Below are 18,376 nucleotides of genomic sequence, written 5' to 3' on the forward strand. Positions count from 1 at the left end.
GTCTCGCAGGTTTGACGCATGGATATACCCGGTTAATCACCGGTTAATCGCCGCCGCCCATTGTGCCCCTCAATTGCACAGGGACAAGGCTCCTCCATGCGTCATTTTTTTCTATTGTTTGCACTGTTGATTTCGAGTCTGGCCCAGGCAGGGAATGATCCTTTTGCCTCAAAACCGGAGTTCCTGCCGGTCGACAAGGCATTCGTGCTGACCTCGGAACGTCTGGATTCCGGTGAGACCCAACTGTTCTGGCAAATTGCCGACGGTTATTACCTGTATCAGAAGCGTCTGAAGTTCGATGGGCTGGCGACACAAAACGTCCCGGCCCTGCCGGAGGGCGAGTCCCACAGCGACGAGTATTTCGGCGAACAGCCGGTTTATCGTCAGGGTCTGGAACTGAAGATTCCCGCAGCCGCCACGGGGCAGATAAAGGTCAGCTATCAGGGCTGCGCCGACGCCGGCCTTTGCTATCCGCCACAAACCCGAGTGATCGACCTCGGCGGCAAAGCCGCAGCAACGACAGATGAAGCGCCGGATCAGGCGCTGGCCAGCGGTCTGCAACAGCACTCGCTGGGCTGGAGTCTGCTGGTGTTCTTCGGCCTCGGTCTGCTGCTGGCGTTCGCGCCGTGTTCGTTGCCGATGTTGCCGATTCTGGCGGGCATGGTGGTGGGCAGCGGCGCCACGCCACGTCGCGGTTTCGCGCTGGCCGGCAGTTATGTGGTTTGCATGGCGCTGGTGTATGCGGCGATGGGCGTCATCGCCGCGCTGCTGGGGGCCAACCTGCAGGCGTGGTTGCAGAACCCTTGGTTGCTCGGGACTTTTGCGGCCGTATTTGTGGTTCTGGCGCTGCCGATGTTCGGCTTCTTCGAGCTGCAATTGCCGGTGGCCCTGCGGGATCGACTGGAACATGCCTCGCGCAGTCAGCGCGGTGGCAGTCTGGTTGGCGCGGGCGTACTGGGCGCGCTGTCCGGTTTACTGGTCGGCCCGTGCATGACCGCACCGCTGGCGGGCGCCCTGCTTTACATCGCGCAAAGTGGCAACGCGCTGCACGGCGGTCTGATTCTGTTTGCCCTCGGGATCGGCATCGGCGTACCGCTATTGTTGCTGGTAACCGTCGGCAATCGCTTCCTGCCCAAACCCGGCGCGTGGATGAACCTGCTCAAGGGCGTGTTCGGTTTCCTGTTCCTCGCCACCGCGCTGCTGATGCTGCGTCCGGTGCTGGATCCGTCGCTGTGGCTGGGTCTGTGCGGCGCGCTGCTGTTGATCGCCGCTTACAGTGCCTGGAAACAGTCAGAAGGCTTCGGTCGCGTGGCGCAGTTGTTCGGTGCCGGTTCGCTGTTGCTGGGTCTGTGGGGCAGTCTGCTGGTGGTCGGTGCGGCGGGTGGCAGTGACGATCCGTATCAGCCGTTGCAGGTGTACAGCGCCGGCCGTGTCGGATCTGCGGCGCCCAGCGGCCACGAAGCCTTCACGACGATCAAGGATCCCGCTGCCCTGCAACGCGAGCTCGACACCGCCAAAGCGCAGGGCCAGTGGGTGCTGCTCGATTACTACGCCGACTGGTGCACGTCGTGCAAAGTCATGGAGAAACAGGTGTTCGGCCAGGCGCGGGTGATGCAGGCCCTGAGCGATGTGCGCTTGCTCCGACTCGACGTCACCGCCGACAATGCCGCCAGCCGCGAACTGCTCGGCCGTTATAAAGTGCCGGGGCCACCGAGTTTCGTGTGGATCGGCGCCGACGGCGAAGAGCGCCGCAGCCAGCGCATCACCGGCGAGGTCGATGCCGATACTTTCCTGCAACGCTGGACCACCACCCGAGACGCCCGTTAATGCTGACCTTCACCCTCGGCACCTTTGCCATTGCACTCAATCACCTGCTGCTGATCAGCGCGCTGGCGCTGGCGACCTTCGTCGGCTGGCGGGTGGCCAAGCGCGGTGGCGATAACCCCGAGTCGGCGCTGTTCAGCCTGTTCCTGTTGGGCATGCTCGCGGCGCGCATCGCGTTTGTCGCCGTGTACTGGGGCCACTATCGCAACGATCCCTGGCAGATCATCGACCTGCGCGACGGCGGTTTTCTCGCCTGGCCGGGGGTGATCGTGCTGCTTCTCGCGGCACTGTATCGCGGCTGGCGCCGGCCGGGTTTGCGTCGGCCGCTGGGTTTTGGCGTGGTCAGCGGCGTGGCGTTTTGGGTTTTGGCGACCCTGTCGCTGAACATCTATGAACAAGGCACGCGCCTGCCGGACATCACCCTGCGCAACGCCGCCGGGGAAACCGTGAAACTCACCGACTATCAGGGCGGACCGCTGGTGATCAACCTGTGGGCCACCTGGTGCCCGCCGTGCCGCCGGGAAATGCCGGTGCTGGAGAACGCCCAGCAACAACGTCCGGACCTGACGTTCCTGTTCGTCAACCAGGCCGAAAGCATGCAAAGCGTTGCGACTTTTCTCGAAACCCAGGGCCTGAGCCTGAACAACGTGCTGTTCGACCGCAGCGGACGCCTCGGCCAGGCCGTGGGCTCCATGGCTCTGCCGACTACGCTGTTCTATAGCCCGGACGGTCGCCTGCTGGGCAGCCATCTGGGCGAGTTGTCGAACGCCAGCCTGGCCCGCGCCCTGGAAAACTTCGATACCCCGGCTTCCAGTCCGAACCCGGCCACCTCTTCTTCAAGGAAACTGCCATGCCCCGCCTCCGCCACCTGCTGACACTGACCATGAGCGCAGCCCTGCTGCACTTGCCGTCGGTCCAGGCCGCCGAAGAATTGCCTGAAGCGATCAAGAAGATCGAAGCCAAGGGCGCGAAAATCGTCGGCCAGTTCGACGCGCCGGACGGCTTGCGCGGTTACGCCGCGCAATACCAGAACCGCGGCATGGCGCTGTACCTGACGCCGGACGGCAAGCATGTGCTGCTGGGCAATCTGTACGACGCCGACGGCAATGACCTGAGCAGCGCGCCGCTGCAAAAACTGGTCTACGCGCCGATGGCCAAGGAAGTCTGGGCCAAGTTCGAAGCAAGCAACTGGATTCAGGACGGCAACAAGGATGCGCCGCGCACGGTGTACCTGTTCAGCGACCCGAACTGCCCGTACTGCAACATGTTCTGGGAACAGGCCCGTCCATGGGTCAAGGCCGGCAAGGTGCAGTTGCGGCACATCATGGTCGGCATCATCCGCGAAGACAGCCCGGCCAAATCCGCCGCCCTGCTCGCCGCCAAAGACCCGAGCAAAGCCCTGGAAGATCACGAGAAGGCCGGCAAGGCCAGCACCCTCAAGGCTTTGAAGGACATTCCGGTTACCGTGCAGACCAAACTCGCGGCGAACATGCAGTTGATGGAAGACCTGGACTTGCAGGCCACCCCGGCGATCTTCTACATGGACGACAAGGGCGAGCTGCAACAACAGCAAGGCGCGCCGACGCCGGACAAACTGGCGAAGATTCTCGGCCCGAAATAAAAAAACGCCCACGCAATGCGTGGGCGTTTTCGTTACTTCAGCTCTGCCAGAAACTTCAGCAGCGTGTCGGTCACGAACGACGGATTCTCCAGATTGGAGATATGCCCCGCCTCCGGCACCAGCACACACGGACAGCCAATCAGCTCAGCCATTTCCCGTGCTTCCGACGGCGGGCGTGGCTTGTCCTGATCGCCACAGACCACCAGCGTGGTGGCCGCATTCAGCTCGCCCAGACGCGGCAACAGATCGTCACGGCCAAAAGTGATGCGCCCCATCGGCACGATGCTCTCGCGCAGGCGTTCGGCGGAATAGCCGGCGAGTTTGGCGCGGAAATCCTGATACAGCGCCGACTCTCGATCAATGTCCGGGCGGAAAAAGATCGGCACCACGATATCCAGCAGTTGCTCGGAGATCCCGCCGCTTTCCTCGATCTGTTTGAACAGCGAGAAATAGTACTGGCGAGTCGGCTCCGGCTCGACGCCTACGTAAGTGTCCATCAGCACCAGACCGTTGAGCCGCTGCGGCGCCGACAACGCCAGACGCACGCCCCACATGCCGCCGACCGACAGCCCGACCAGTGTCACCCGATCGATGTCCAGATGATCGAGCAAGGCCAGTGCCTGACGGGCGATGTCGTCCAGCGAAGCGGTGCCTTCAGGCAAGCGACCGGATTCGCCGTGCCCCCACAGATCCAGTGCAATCACCCGATAGTGCGCCGATAGCGCTGCGATCTGCGGTGCCCACATGGCCTGATCCCACAGGTAGCTGCCAGCCAGCAACACCGCCGGGCCTGTGCCTTGATCAATGTAGTGAAGCGCCTGTCCGTCAACTTCGAAGAAAGCCATCGATCACCCCCGCGACAAAAAAGAGAACCGGCAGACTGGGCTGCCGGTTCGGGATCGTCAACTATACAAACGTACATCCATGTACCGGTTGATAAATGTTGAGTTCACTGACTCTGAAGACTACAAGCCTTCCAGCTCTGCCATCAGGTCATTGAGCCGATCAACCTTCTCCTCGGTAATGTCGCTGGCCGCCAGCCCTTCGATGTACCCGGCCAGTTCCTCCACCGTGCTGCATTCGAACATCGCCCGCAGCGGAACGTCCCGTTGCAGGGCTTTCTGCACCCGCGAGGCGATCTGCGTGGCGAGCAGCGAATGGCCGCCGAGTTCGAAGAAGTTGTCGCGTACCCCGACCTTCTCGACCTTCAGCACCTCGGCCCAGATATCGGCCAGGGTCTGTTCCAGCTCGCTGCGCGGCGCCAGGTAATCCTGGCTTTGCAACTGGCCGATCTCCAGCACCGGCAAAGCCTTGCGGTCCAGTTTGCCGTTGGCGTTGAGCGGCAACCGGTCGAGCCACAACCAGTGCAGCGGCACCATGTATTCCGGCAGTTCGGCGCGCAGGCGCTGCTTGATCCGCTCCAGCCGTTCGCTCTGATTCAGTGCGGAATCTGCGGCCACCAGGTAGCCCACCAGATGCTTGCCGTTGACGCCTTCCTGCACGCCGACCGCGCCATCGCGAACTTCCGGTTGCTCATGCAGACGCGCCTCGATTTCACCCAACTCGATCCGGTAACCGCGAATCTTCACCTGATGGTCGACCCGGCCAACGTATTCCAGCACACCGTCACTGCGACGGCGCGCCAGGTCACCGGTGCGATACAGCCGCTCGCCCGGCGCACCGAACGGATTCGGCACAAACACTGGCGCGGTGCGCAGCGGATCGCTGACATAACCGCGACCGACACCGGTGCCAGCGACGCACAACTCACCCACCGCACCCAACGGCACCAGATCCAGCGCGCCATCGAGCAGGTAGAGCAAGTTGTTGTCGGTCGGCGTACCGATCGGCAGGTAACTGCCGCGAGTCGAGGCCAGGTCGACGCGGAAGAACGCCACGTCGTCCGAGCACTCCGCCGGGCCATAGGCGTTGACCAGACCGATCTCTGGGTAACGCAGCAGCCATTGGTGCGCCAGTTCCGGTGGCATCGCTTCACCGGTCGGCAACATCCAGCGCAGACCGTCGAGGCTCAGGCGATCCGAAGCGAGCATGCCCTGAATCAGCGACGGCACGCTCTCCAGCACGGTGATGCCCTGCTGCTGCACATGCACCAGCAAGCCTTGCGGATCGTGGGCGATGGTGTTCGGCACGATGTCCACCCGCGCACCGAACAGCGGCGCGGCGAGGAACTGCCAGACCGAAATGTCGAAGCTTTGCGAAGCGGTCTGGGCGATCACATCGGCGTCGCTCAGGTTCAGGTACGGCACCTTGCTCAACTGGTTGTTGAGCATGCCGCGCTGCTCGACCATCACGCCTTTCGGCAACCCGGTGGAGCCCGAGGTGTAGATCACGTAGGCCAGATTGTCCGGGCCGCTGAAGATGCCCGGATTCGCCGACGACACCGTGCCGGCCTGAACCTCTTCCCACACCAGCAAGCGTGGACGGTTGGCGCAGCTGAATTCATCCAGCAAGGTCGTCGCCTGTTCACGGCAAGCCTCGGTGCACACCAAAACCGGCGTGCGGCTGAGCTCGATGATCCGTTGCAGACGCTGGCTCGGCAGGCCCGGATCCAGTGGCAGGTAACCGGCACCGGCCTTGAAGCTGCCGATGATCATGCCCAGCAGATCCAGATTGCGTTCGCCCAGCAGCGCCACCGGCTGATCCATCTGCACCCCGGCCGCGACCAGTGCATGGCCGAGACGGTTGGCGTTCTGGTTCAGCTCTGTGTAGCTCAACTGCTGGTCGAGGCAACTGGCGGCAATGCGTTGCGGATGTTGCGCGACCTGGGCTTCGAACAGCTCGACGTAGCTCTGTTCCAGCGGATAGTCCTGCCCACTCTGGTTGCAGCCGTGGAGCAGGAAGTCCTGTTCCTCATGGCCCAGCAGCGGCAGGTCCGCCATGTCGCCATGGAAGCCGTCGACCAGCGCCAGCAACAGACGCTTGAACTCGCCGAGCATGCGCTCGATGGTCGACTCGTCGAAGTAGCGCTGATCGTAAGACAGGTGCAGACCGAGGTCGTCGCCCGGATAGCAAACCGCCGTCAGCGGGAAGTTGGTGTGGGTACGGCCCGAGTCCGAGGTCGCGTTGAGGCTCTGCGCACGGTTCAGCACCGAGACTTCCACCGGGGCGTTTTCGAACACGAACAGGCTGTCGAACAGCGGCTGGCCTTTCGGCAGTTCGCTTTGTTCCTGAATGTTCACCAGCGGCAGGTATTCGTACTCGCGCAGTTGCATGTTGCTGTCGAGCAGACCGCTCAGCCACTGACGCACGCTGGCGCGCTGATCGTCCGCCGGGATCTGCACCCGCAGCGCGATGCTGTTGATGAACAGGCCGACGGTGCGCTGCATCTCCGGCATCTCCACCGGGCGCCCGGCCACGGTCACGCCGAACAGCACGTCGCGATCACCGCTCATGCGGCGCAGCACCAGTGCCCACGCCGCCTGGGCGAAGGTGTTGATGGTCAGTTGATGGGCCTGGGCTAGTTCGCGCAGACGAGCGCCGTCCTCGACATTCAGTCGGGTGTAGCGGTCACCGACGATCATGCCGCCGCTTTCGCCGGCGTGTTCACGCAGGAACGGACGGTCGCTCGGGATCGGCGTGGTGCGCTCGAACCCTTGCAGGTTCTGCTGCCACCACTGGCGCGCTTCGGCCAGGCTCTGGCGCTGCAGCCAGCCGATGTAATCGCGGTAGCGCGGCGGCACCGCCAATTGTGCTTCGCGACCTTCGCCGAGGGCGGTGTAGATCTCGAAGAAATCGTTCATCAGCAGCGAGCGGCACCAGGCATCGATGAGGATGTGGTGGTTGCTCATCATGAACCAGTAACGCGCCGCGCCGACCTTGATCAGGCGCAGATGAAACGGTGCCTGATTGAGCAGATCGAACCCGGCCTCGCGTTCGGTCTTGAGCAGCGCTTGCAGTTTCGGCTCCTGCTCGGCGTCGGCGATGGCGCTCCAGTCCAGGTACTCGATCGGCGTGCGCCCCGGCGTATGAATCACTTGCAGCATGTCTTCGCCGACGTTCCAGCAGAACGAGGCACGCAGCGCTTCGTGACGGGCGACCACCGCTTGCCACGCCCGGGCGAAACGCTCGGGGTCGAGTTCGCTGTTGATGCGGTAGCGATCCTGCATGTAATACAGACCGGTGCCCGGCTCGAGCAATGTGTGCAACAGCATGCCTTCCTGCATCGGCGTCAGCGGGTACACGTCCTCAATGTGCGCCGCCGGCACCGGCAGTGCGTCGAGCTGGGCCTGGGTCAGTTTTGCCAGCGGGAAGTCCGACGGCGTCAGGCCACCGGCCTCGTCCTGCAGGCAATGCTCGATCAGGCTCTGCAACTCGCCGACGTAGGCATCGGCCAGCTCGTTGATGGTCTGCGCGTCGTAGCGTTCGGCGCTGAAGGTCCAGCGCAGCAGCAGTTCCCCGCCATACACCTGACTGTCGACACTCAACTCGTTCGGCAACGGTGCGTGCGGATCGTGGGCGGCGCCGACCGATTCATCCAGCGGACGGAACAGCGCGTCGCTGCCGAAGCTCTGGTCGAACTGGCCGAGGTAGTTAAACGTGATCGGAGCATTCGGCAACGCCGCCATGCTCTGACGGCTGACGTCATCGGCCAGATAACGCAGCACGCCATAACCGAGGCCTTTGTGCGGCACGGCGCGCAGTTGCTCCTTGATCGCCTTGATCGAAGCGCCCTGCCCCGCGGCTTCTTCGATATTGTGCGGGGTCAGGCGCAGCGGATAGGCGCTGGTAAACCAGCCAACGGTGCGGGTCAGGTCGATCTCGTCGAACAGGGTTTCCCGGCCGTGGCCTTCCAGTTGAATCAGCGCTGACGGCTGACCGCTCCAGCGGCACAGCACGCGGGCCAGCGCGGTCAGCAACAGGTCGTTGACCTGAGTGCGATAGGCGCTCGGTGCCTGTTGCAGCAGTTGCCTGGTGCGCTCGGCATCCAGTCGCACGCTGACGGTTTGCGCGTAACGATTCTCGCGACCGCCCTCAGGACGTTCGCACGGCAAGTCGGCGCTCGGGCCAGCCAGTTGCGCTTGCCACCAGCTCAGTTCTTCACGCAGGGATTCGCTGCCGGCGTAAGCCTGCAAACGCGCCGCCCAGTCCTTGAAGGCGCTGGTTTTCGCCGGCAGTTTCACCGACTGATCGGCGTCGAGCTGGCGATACACGGTTTGCAGATCGTCGAGCAGAACCCGCCACGACACACCGTCGACCACCAAGTGATGGATCGCAACGAACAGCCGTTGCTGACCTTCCGGCCCATCGACCAGCACGGCGCGCAGTAGCGGACCCTGGGCAAGGTCGAGACTGCGCTGGGCGTCGGCGAACAGTGCAGCGCACTTGTCCATCGACGGCACGCGAACCTGCCACAGCACGGCGGCATCGGTGACCGGTTGATGGGTCGCTTGCCATGCGCCGTTGACCCCGGTGAAGCGCAGACGCAGGGCATCGTGCTGCTCGATCACCGCCAACAGCGCTTGCTCCAGACGGTGCTGTTCCAGCGCAACCGTCGGTTCCAGCAGAAGCGCCTGGTTCCAGTGCTGACGCTCGGGAATCTCGGTGTCGAAGAACCAGTGCTGGATCGGTGTCAGACGCGATTCACCCGTTACCAGACCTTGCTCAGCGGTCACGGTTTCACTGCGGCTGGCAACAGCGGCCAGAGTCTGCACGGTCTGATGCTGGAACAGGTCGCGCGGGCTGAAGTGAATGCCCTGCTGGCGCGCGCGGCTGACCACTTGAATCGACAGGATCGAGTCGCCGCCCAGTTCGAAGAAGTTGTCGTTCAGACCCACCTGCTCGACGTTGAGCACCTCGCACCAGATCTGCGCCAGGGTCTGCTCCAGCTCGTTGCTCGGCGCCACGTAATCCTGACGATTGAGCTCCGGATCCGGTGCCGGCAATGCGCGGCGATCGAGCTTGCCGTTGGCGGTCAGCGGCATGCTCGCCAGCAGAATCAGATGCGTCGGCACCATGTAGTCCGGCAGTTGCGTCTTCAGGTGCGCCTTCAGCGCGTCGCGCAGATCGGCCTGCTCGGCTTCGCTTCGCGAAGCCACCTCGGTCACGAGATAGCCGACCAGTTGCTTGCCGCTCGGCGCATCCAGCGCCAGCACCACCGCTTCGCGGATCGAATCGTGATCGAGCAGGCGGGTTTCGATCTCGCCCAGCTCGATGCGGAAACCACGGATCTTCACCTGATGGTCGATCCGCCCCAGGTATTCCACCAAGCCATCGGCGCGCTGGCGCACCAGGTCGCCGGTGCGGTACATGCGCCCGCCATCGACGGCAAACGGGTCAGCGACGAAACGTTCGGCAGTGATGCCCGCACGCTCGTGATACCCCACCGCCAGACCGGCGCCACCGACGAACAATTCACCGGTCGCGCCTTGCGGCACCAGCGCCAGATCAGCGTCGAGAATGTAGGCCACGCGATCACCGATCACGCTGCCGATCGGCACACTGCCGGCGCCCTCTTCCAGCACTTCCGGCGCAAGACTGGCCAGCGGCATGACCACGGTTTCGGTCGGGCCGTAGGCGTTGAAGAACAGGCTCGGTTTGAACGCCGCGCGAATTCGTTGCAGGTGTTCGCCGGTCAGCGCTTCGCCACCGGTGATGATCATCCGCACCGGCAAAACCTCGTTTTGCGTCGCGAGGAACTGCGCCAACTGACTGCCGTAGCTCGGGGTGAAACCGAGAATATTGATCCGATGTTCGCGGATCAGGCCGCAGATTTCTTCCGCGTCCCACTGGCCTTGCGCACGCAACACCACCTGCGCACCGCTGAGCAGCGGCACCAGCAGTCGCTCGGTGGCAGCGTCGAAGTTGATCGAATAGAAGTGCAGTTCGCAGTCGTCCGGACGCATGCCGAAACGCTCGATCACCGCCTGGCAATGCATGGCGATTTCACCGTGGGACACCACCACGCCTTTCGGCTTGCCGGTGGAACCCGAGGTGTAGATCAGGTACGCCTGATGCTGCGGCAGGCTGATAAATGGCAGCTCGGTAGCCGGGTAATCGGCCAGCGCGGCGCTGTCGTCTTCCAGGCACCAGCGCGCCACGTTCGACGGCAGTTCGCCGAGGGCCTTGAACATCGCGCGGTCGCTGAGCAGCAGGCCGACGCCGCTGTCTTCGATCATGTAATGCAGGCGGTCGAGCGGGTATTCCGGGTCCAGCGGCACATAGGCGCCGCCGGCCTTGAGGATCGCCAGCAGGCCGACGACCATTTCCAGCGAACGCTCCAGCGCCAGGCCGACCCGCACTTGCGGGCCGACACCGCGTTCACGCAGAGCCCAGGCCAGACGGTTGGCGCGGGCGTCGAGTTCGGCGTAGCTCAGGGTCTGCCCGGCAAAGGTCAGGGCCGGCGCATCTTTGCGCGCCAGCGCCTGCTCGGCGAACAGGTGATGAATGCACTGATCGAGACGACGCTCGCCCGGCTCGACACCTAGGCTGTCGAGCAATTGCTGCTGCTCAGGCGCATCAAGCAGCGGCAATTCGCTGAGACGTTGCTGCGGGTTGGCGATCAACGCTTCCAGCAGATTGCGCCAATGTCTGGCCATGCGCGCGATGGTCGGCTCGTCGAACAAATCAGTGCTGTAAGTCAGGCAGCAACCGAGGCGGTGGTCGAGGTCGGTGACTTCCAGGTTGAGGTCGAACTTGGTCGCCCGCGCATCGTTGGCCAGGTACTCGACGGTCATGCCGGCGAGCATGCGGCTCTGCTGGAATTCCCAGCGCTGCACGTTGCACATCACCTGGAACAACGGGTTGTAGGCGGCACTGCGCGGTGGTTGCAGCGCTTCAACCAGATGATCGAACGGCAGATCCTGATGGGATTGACCTTCGATCACGGTGTGGCGCACTTGCTCGAACAACTCGCCGACCGACATCTGGCCGTCGAGCTGGCAACGCAGCACCTGGGTGTTGAGGAACGCACCGATCAGGCCTTCGCTTTCCGGGCGGATACGGTTGGCCACCGGCGCGCCGATCCGCAGATCGGTCTGGCCGCTGTAGCGGTAAAGCAAGGTCGCAAGGGCGGCGGTCATGGTCATGAACAGGGTCAGACCGTTCTGCGCGTTGAACGCCCGAACCCGTGCGGCGAGATCATCGCTGAGGTCGAAACGGAACAGCTCACCCTGATGACTTTGCACCGGCGGACGCGGCCGGTCGCCCGGCAGTTCCAACAGCGGGTGTTCGCGGCCCAGTTGCGCGGTCCAGTAGTCGAGCTGACGCTGCCGCTCGCCGGACTCCAGCCAGTGGCGCTGCCACACGCTGAAGTCGAGATACTGCACCGGCAGCGGTTGCAGCGGCGATTCGCGGTCATCGACGAACGCTTCGTACAGTGCGCTGAGCTCACGGGCGAAGATGTCCATCGCCCAGCCTTCGGTGACGATGTGGTGCAGGGTCAGAACGAAGTAATGCTCCTGCTCGGCGGTCTTGACCAGACAGGCGCGCAGCAGCGGGCCGGTTTCCAGATCGAACGGCAGGTGCGCTTCATCGTCGGCCAGTTGCTGAACTTTCTGCTCGCGCACATCGGCGGCGAGTTTCGAGAAATCCTTCCAGTCCATGCGCACGCCGGTTTCGTCATGCACCTGCTGACGGGCCACGCCGTCGATGCTCGGGAACGTGGTGCGCAGGGTTTCGTGACGCAGGATCAGCGCTTGCAGCGCGGCCTCGAAACGCCCGACATCCAGCACGCCACGCAGGCGCGCCATGCCGCCGACGTTGTACGCCGGGCTGTCCGGTTCCATCTGCCAGAGGAACCACATGCGCTGCTGGGAATAGGACAGCGGCACCGGTTTGCTGCGATCAACCTTGTCGATCGGCGGCTGTTTGTTGGTGCGGCCGCTGGCCTGGATCTGGCGGATCTGCTCGGCGAAATCACCCAGTTCGCTGTGCTCGAACAAGGCACGCAGCGGCAGCTCGACGTCGCAGGCCTGGCGGGTGCGGGAGATGATTTGCGTGGCCAGCAGCGAGTGACCGCCGAGGGCGAAGAAGTCGTCGCGCAGGCCGATCTGTTTCAGGCCCAGCACTTCGCGCCAGATCGCAGCGATCTGCTGTTCCAGCTCGGTGACCGGCTCGACGTGTTCGCGCACCTGCCATTGCGGCTCGGGCAAGGCGCGGCGGTCGAGTTTGCCGCTCGGGCTCAGGGGCATTGCGTCCAGGCGCATCAGTTGCGCCGGGACCATGTATTCCGGCAGCTCGGCAGCCAGTGCGGTTTTCAGGCGAGCGATTTGCCCATCCTGATTTTCACTGGTGTCGGTGGCGGTGAAGTAGCCGATCAGTTGCGGGCCGGCGACGGTTTCACGCACCAGCACGGCGGCCTGCGCCACGCCGTCCTGAGCCAGCAGACGCGCTTCGATTTCTTCCGGTTCGACGCGGAAGCCACGCAGTTTGACCTGCTGATCGAGACGGCCGAGGTATTCGATCACGCCATCATTTGTCCAGCGTGCGCGGTCACCGGTGCGGTACAGACGCGCGCCCTGCTCGCCCAGCGGATCGACCACGAAACGTTCGGCGGTCAGCGCCGGACGGCCGAGGTAACCACGGGCCAGGCCGATGCCGCTGATGCACAGTTCACCCGGCACACCCGCCGGCACTGGATTGAGATCGCTGTCGAGTACCCGGCAGACCACGTTGCCCAGCGGGCGGCCAATCGGCGAACGCTCGCCATCCGCCACGGTGCAATGCCAGTGAGTGACGTTGATCGCGGTTTCGGTCGGGCCATAACGGTTGTGCAGTTGCACCGCCGGCAGTTGCGCCAGCACGCGGTTGCGCAGCTCTGCCGGCAGCGCTTCACCGCCGGAGAACACGCGGCGCAGGCTGGTGCATTCGGCACTCAACGGTTCGTCGATGAACAGCGAAAGCAGCGGCGGCACGAAGTGCAGCGTGGTCACGCCGTATTGCTGAACCAGTTGCGCGATGCGATGCGGATCGCGGTGTTCACCGGGGCCGGCGATCAGCAGGCGCGCGCCAGTGATCAGCGGCCAGAAGCACTCCCACACCGACACGTCGAAACTGATCGGCGCCTTTTGCATCAGCACGTCGGTGTCGTTCAGGCGATAAGTGTTTTGCATCCACTGCAGACGTTCGGCCAACGCCGCGTGAGTGTTGCCCACGCCTTTCGGCTGGCCGGTGGAGCCGGAGGTGTAAATCACGTAGGCGAGGTTGTCGCCGTGCAGGTGCAGACCCGGTGCCTGGCTCGGCCAGTTTTCCAGGTGCAGGGTGTCCATGGCGATCACGCTGACACCTTCGCTGGCCGGCAAGCGGTCGAGCAATGACGTCTGGGTCAGCAGCAGTTCGACGCCGCTGTCGCTGAGCATGTAGGCCAGACGATCGGCCGGGTAATCCGGGTCCAGCGGCACGTAGGCGCCACCGGCTTTGATGATCGCCAGCAGGCCGATCAGCAGTTGCGGCGAACGCTCGGCGGCGATGGCCACGCACACGTCCGGGCCGACGCCTTTGTCGCGCAGGTAGTGGGCGAGTCGGTTGGCCTGGGCGTGCAGTTCGGCGAAATCGAGGCTGCCGCCGTCCCATATCAGGGCGGTGCGATCAGGGGTTTGCCGGGCTTGTTCGTTGAGCAGTTCCGGCAGCCATTGTTGCGCCGGGGTGCACGGGGCGATGCTCCATTCGCTTTGCTGAGTATGTTCGGCGGCGGTCAGCAATTGCAGATCGCCGATAGTTTGTTCCGGACGTTCGCAAACTGCTCGCAGCAGGTTGCTGAAATGCTCGGCGAGGCGCTCGATAGTCGCGGCGTCGAACAACTCATCGGCGTAGTCGAAGGACAGCGTCAGGCGACCGTTGCGGTCTTCTTCACTGTGCAGTTGCAGATCGAACTTGGCCTCACGGCTGTGCCACGGCAGTTCTTCGGCCAGCAGGCCCGGCAGACGTTTTAGCGCACTCAGGTCGCGCTGCTGGTGGTTGAACATGACCTGAAACAGGCCCTGCTCGCGCGCCTGTGGGAAGGCTTCCAGCAGTTGTTCGAATGGCAGATCCTGATTCGTCTGGGCGCCGAGTGCAGCTTGTCGGGTTTGCGCCAGCAATTCGGTGAACGGCAGACGCGAATCGACGTCGGCGCGCAGCACCTGGGTGTTGATGAAGAAGCCGATCAGGCCCTGGGTTTCCAGGCGCGGACGGTTGGCGTTGGGTACGCCGATGCGGATGTCGCGCTGGCCGCTGTAACGATGCAGCAGGCTCTGGAACGCCGAGAGCAGCAGCATGAACGGCGTGGATTGATAAGCCTGTGCCGTCTGGCGGATCGCGTCGCTAAGGCTGATCCCCAGACGAACGCTGTGGCGTGCGGCGCTGTGAATTTGTTTGGCAGAACGCGGATGGTCAGTCGCCAGTTCCAGGGTCGGATGCTCGTCGCCCAACTGCGCCTTCCAGTACGCCAGTTGCCGTTCGCCCTCGCCTTGCGCCAGCCATTGGCGCTGCCAGCTGCCGTAGTCGGCGTATTGGGTTGGCAGCGGCGCGAGTTCGGCGCGCTGGCCTTGGGAAGCGCCGGCGTACAGGCGCGAGAACTCGTCGATCAACACGTTCAGCGACCAGCCGTCGGCGATGATGTGGTGCAGGGTCACCAGCAGTTGGTGATCTTCGTCGTCAAGGCGAACCAGCGTGACCCACAGTAGCGGACCTTTCTCCAGATCGAACTGGGTGCGGGCTTCGTCTTCGCGGATCCGTTGTGCGCGGGCTTCACGTTCGCTGGCCGGCAGGTCGCTGATGTCGATCAGTTGCAGATTGAATTCGCCCGCCGCTTCGACCTGTTGCAGGGCCACGCCATCGCGCTCGAAGAAGCGCGTACGCAGGGATTCGTGGCGTTCGATCAGATGCTGGAAACTGATGCGCAGAGCGTCCTCGTCCAGTTCGCCACGCAAGCGCAGGGCGCCGGGAATGTTGTAGGCGCTGCTCTGCGGGTTGAGCTGCCAGGTGATCCACAGTCGGTTTTGCGCCAGCGATTGCGGCAGCGCTTCGTTGCGCGACAGTGCGGTGATTTCGCCTTGGGCGCTGCCGCCGTCCTGCTGCTGTTGCGCCACGGCGGCGGCGAATGCGGACAGGGTCGGGGCTTCGAACAGCAGGCGCAGGTTCAGCTCCAGGCTCAGCTCTTCGCGAACCTTGGCAATCACTTGGGCGGCGGCGATCGAGTTGCCGCCGAGCAGGAAGAAGTGATCGTCGGCGTTGACCTGTTTGACGTTGAGTTGCTCGGCCCAGATCTTGCCGATCAGGGCTTCCAGTTCGGAGGCGGACGCGGTCGACTCATGAGCGGTTTCAGCGGTGGCCGACGGGAACACCGCGTAGCTGTCGAGGCTGCCGTCGGCCAGACGATTGCGGCAGGCCGAACGCTGCAACTTGCCGCTGGAAGTTTTCGGCAACGCGCCCGGATTGAGCAGCACCACCACGCTCGGTGCTTCCTGATACGCCTCGGCCACGGCCTGACGGATGGCTTTGATCAGTGCTTCAGGCGGGAGGATTTTCTGCACGCTGCGGCTGATTTCCGCCGCAATGCCGATGCCTTCTTCGCCATTCTGATTGACCGCGAACGCGGCGACGCGACCCTTGCGCACCACCTCGACTTCGTTCTCTACCGTTTTCTCGAGATCCTGCGGGTAGAGGTTGTGGCCGCGCACGATCAGCATGTCTTTCAGGCGGCCGGTGATGAACAGTTCACCTTCGCGGATGAAACCCAGGTCTCCGGTGCGCAGCCAGGTCTGGCCGGCGTGCTGGACGAAAGTCTTGGCGCTGGCCTCGGCGTTGCGCCAGTAGCCGAGGGCAATGCTCGGGCCGGCGGCCCAGACTTCACCGACGGCATTGTCGGCCAGCTCTTCAAGGGTGTTCGGTTCGACGATCAGCACCGCATGATCGGGCTGACTGATGCCGCAGCTCATGATCGGGCTGCCCTCGCCCGGCTCGGCGCGGTTTTGTGCCAAGGCTTGATCGTCGACGCGCAACGCCGGAATCCCTGTGCCCCGCGGTGTGCCGGCGACGAACAGGGTCGCTTCCGCCAGACCGTAGGACGCCATGAAGCTGTTTTCGCTGAAACCACACGCAGTGAACTTCTCGGCGAAACGCTCAAGGGTGTCGAGACGGATCGGTTCGGAGCCGGAATAGGCCACACGCCAGCGGCTCAGGTCGAGACGTTCCAGCGCCGATTCGCTGACCCGCTCGCTGCACAGTCGGTAGGCGAAGTCAGGCCCACCGCTGATGGTGCCGCCGTACTGGCTGATCGCTTCAAGCCAGCGCAACGGCCGGCCGAGGAAGTACGCCGGCGACATCAGGATGCACGGCACACCGCTGAAGATCGGTTGCAGCAGACCGCCGATCAGGCCCATGTCGTGATACAGCGGCAGCCAGCTGACGATCACGTCGTCCGGGTTCACGTCGATGCCGAAGCCGTGGCGGATCAGCAGTTCGTTGGCCACCAGGTTGCCGTGGCTGACCTGCACCCCCTTGGGCAGCGCGGTGGAACCGGAGGTGTATTGCAGGAAAGCGATGTGGTCTTGCGGCAAGGTCGGTTCGACCCAGCGCTCGGCCAGCGCAGCGTCGAGGGTGTCGACGCACAGCAGCGGCGGCGCGCCTTCGATTTGCTGCAGGGCGTCGCGCAGGTCGGCGCTGGTCAGCAGCAGACGCGGCTCGGCGTCGGCAATGATCGACAGCAGGCGCTCCTGATGATGACGCTTGGCCGATTCCGGCGGATAAGCCGGCACCGCGATCACGCCCGCGTACAGGCAACCGAAGAACGCCGCGACGTAATCCGGGCCGCTCGGGAACAGTAATACCGCGCGATCACCGAATCCGGCCTCGGCCTGCAACGCCGCGGCGATGGTGCGCGCACGCTGATCGAGTTCGCGATAACTGAGCACCACAGCCTGCGCCTCGGTTTCAGCGAGAAAGCGCAAGGCCAGCCGATCCGGCGTCATGGCCGCGCGGCGCTGGAGGGCTTGAACCAGGGTGCTGGGGAGTTCGAACGCGTCGGTCATGAGGTTTCCTGCCTGAATTCGGCTTGCTGGTGGAATCGGGTTGGCTGCGGCATGCCCGTGCAAGGCATGCGGGACACGGTCTTTGCCGACCGTGCAAGGCATTGGAATGCGGTAGGTCCGGGGCTGCGTACCCGGATCCATTCACCAATGAGAACGGATGACGTCTTGAAATAATTAGTCGGCAGGCTGGATCGCCAACGGGGCTGGGCGCTTGGGCGAGTGCGGCGGCGTGTCGCAGTTCTCAGATCGCACTGTTATGGATCATTAGTTCTCTTTCTCAATTGACAATCATTATCATTCAACATAATTTGTCGCTCGATGTGTAGGACGGCCCCGTCCCCCAGGCGTCCCACTAACCTATTGGCAGCAAGGTGATTTCCATGACGGAACAAGTATCCACAAGCAGGTGCGATTCACCGCTACTTCAGGCATTCGTCGACAATCGACTGATTCTGGTCAAGATTGCAGCCCGCATTACCGGCTGCCGGTCACGCGCCGAAGATGTGGTCCAGGATGCGTTCTTCCGACTGCAGTCGGCGCCGCCGATCACGTCGTCGATCAAGGCCCAGCTGAGTTATCTGTTCCAGATCGTGCGCAACCTGGCGATCGATCACTACCGCAAACAGGCGCTGGAGCAGAAGTACGCCGGCCCCGAGGAGGAAGGGTTGAACGTGGTCATTCAGGGCGCTTCGCCGGAAACCTCGCACATCAACTTCTCGACCCTTGAACACATCGCCGACGCGTTGACCGAGCTGCCGGTCCGCACCCGCTATGCGTTCGAGATGTACCGTCTGCACGGCGTGCCGCAGAAGGACATTGCCAAGGAACTCGGCGTTTCGCCAACGCTGGTCAACTTCATGATTCGCGATGCGCTGGTGCACTGCCGCAAGGTATCCGGCAGCCGCGCCGATGCGGTGTCCGCGAACCGTCGCTGACCTGAAACAGAGCCAAAAAAAAGATCGCA

Annotated in this window: 6 protein-coding genes; 4 read left to right on the forward strand and 2 right to left on the reverse strand. The window is 63.5% G+C overall.

Annotated features, from left to right (window positions below; all coding sequences use genetic code 11):
* The first annotated feature begins 96 nt into the window (after positions 1–96).
* From dsbD to dsbG, 3 genes are read left to right on the forward strand one after another with little or no spacing between them, the layout of a single operon-like run.
* Positions 97–1,827 (forward strand): protein-disulfide reductase DsbD, encoded by a 1,731-nt coding sequence (gene dsbD, locus CAF74_RS00185; RefSeq protein ID WP_085744933.1) that lies wholly within the window; start codon positions 97–99, stop codon positions 1,825–1,827.
* Entirely contained in the window at positions 1,827–2,699 is an 873-nt protein-coding gene (locus CAF74_RS00190; RefSeq protein WP_085744934.1) for a TlpA disulfide reductase family protein, read from the forward strand. Before dsbD ends, CAF74_RS00190 begins: the two co-directional genes overlap by 1 nt.
* Positions 2,675–3,445 carry a thiol:disulfide interchange protein DsbG gene (gene dsbG, locus CAF74_RS00195; RefSeq protein WP_085744935.1) on the forward strand — a complete coding sequence of 257 codons (771 nt, stop codon included), beginning with the start codon at positions 2,675–2,677 and terminating at the stop codon, positions 3,443–3,445. The genes CAF74_RS00190 and dsbG overlap by 25 nt, the downstream gene beginning before the upstream one ends.
* Positions 3,446–3,477: 32 nt before the next feature.
* Here the strand turns inward: dsbG and CAF74_RS00200 are convergent, their stop codons facing one another.
* Entirely contained in the window at positions 3,478–4,290 is an 813-nt protein-coding gene (locus tag CAF74_RS00200; RefSeq protein ID WP_085744936.1) for an alpha/beta fold hydrolase, read from the reverse strand.
* A gap of 120 nt (positions 4,291–4,410) precedes the next feature.
* Entirely contained in the window at positions 4,411–17,412 is a 13,002-nt protein-coding gene (locus CAF74_RS00205) for a non-ribosomal peptide synthetase (RefSeq protein ID WP_085744937.1), read from the reverse strand.
* A gap of 380 nt (positions 17,413–17,792) precedes the next feature.
* Here CAF74_RS00205 and CAF74_RS00210 point away from each other — a divergent pair, with 380 nt between their 5' ends.
* On the forward strand, positions 17,793–18,347 hold the full coding sequence (locus CAF74_RS00210) for an RNA polymerase factor sigma-70 (protein WP_007955779.1): 555 nt from the start codon (positions 17,793–17,795) through the stop codon (positions 18,345–18,347).
* Positions 18,348–18,376: the final 29 nt, after the last annotated feature.

Origin of the sequence: Pseudomonas sp. R45(2017), assembly GCF_002112305.1 — a bacterium.
GTDB lineage: Bacteria > Pseudomonadota > Gammaproteobacteria > Pseudomonadales > Pseudomonadaceae > Aquipseudomonas > Aquipseudomonas paraglycinae.

Coding starts and splice junctions, on each gene's coding strand:
- dsbD (WP_085744933.1), top strand. CDS start 97: ATGCGTCATTTTTTTCTATTGTTTGCACTGTTGATTTCGAGTCTGGCC.
- CAF74_RS00190 (WP_085744934.1), top strand. CDS start 1,827: ATGCTGACCTTCACCCTCGGCACCTTTGCCATTGCACTCAATCACCTG.
- dsbG (WP_085744935.1), top strand. CDS start 2,675: ATGCCCCGCCTCCGCCACCTGCTGACACTGACCATGAGCGCAGCCCTG.
- CAF74_RS00200 (WP_085744936.1), bottom strand. CDS start 4,290: ATGGCTTTCTTCGAAGTTGACGGACAGGCGCTTCACTACATTGATCAA.
- CAF74_RS00205 (WP_085744937.1), bottom strand. CDS start 17,412: ATGACCGACGCGTTCGAACTCCCCAGCACCCTGGTTCAAGCCCTCCAG.
- CAF74_RS00210 (WP_007955779.1), top strand. CDS start 17,793: ATGACGGAACAAGTATCCACAAGCAGGTGCGATTCACCGCTACTTCAG.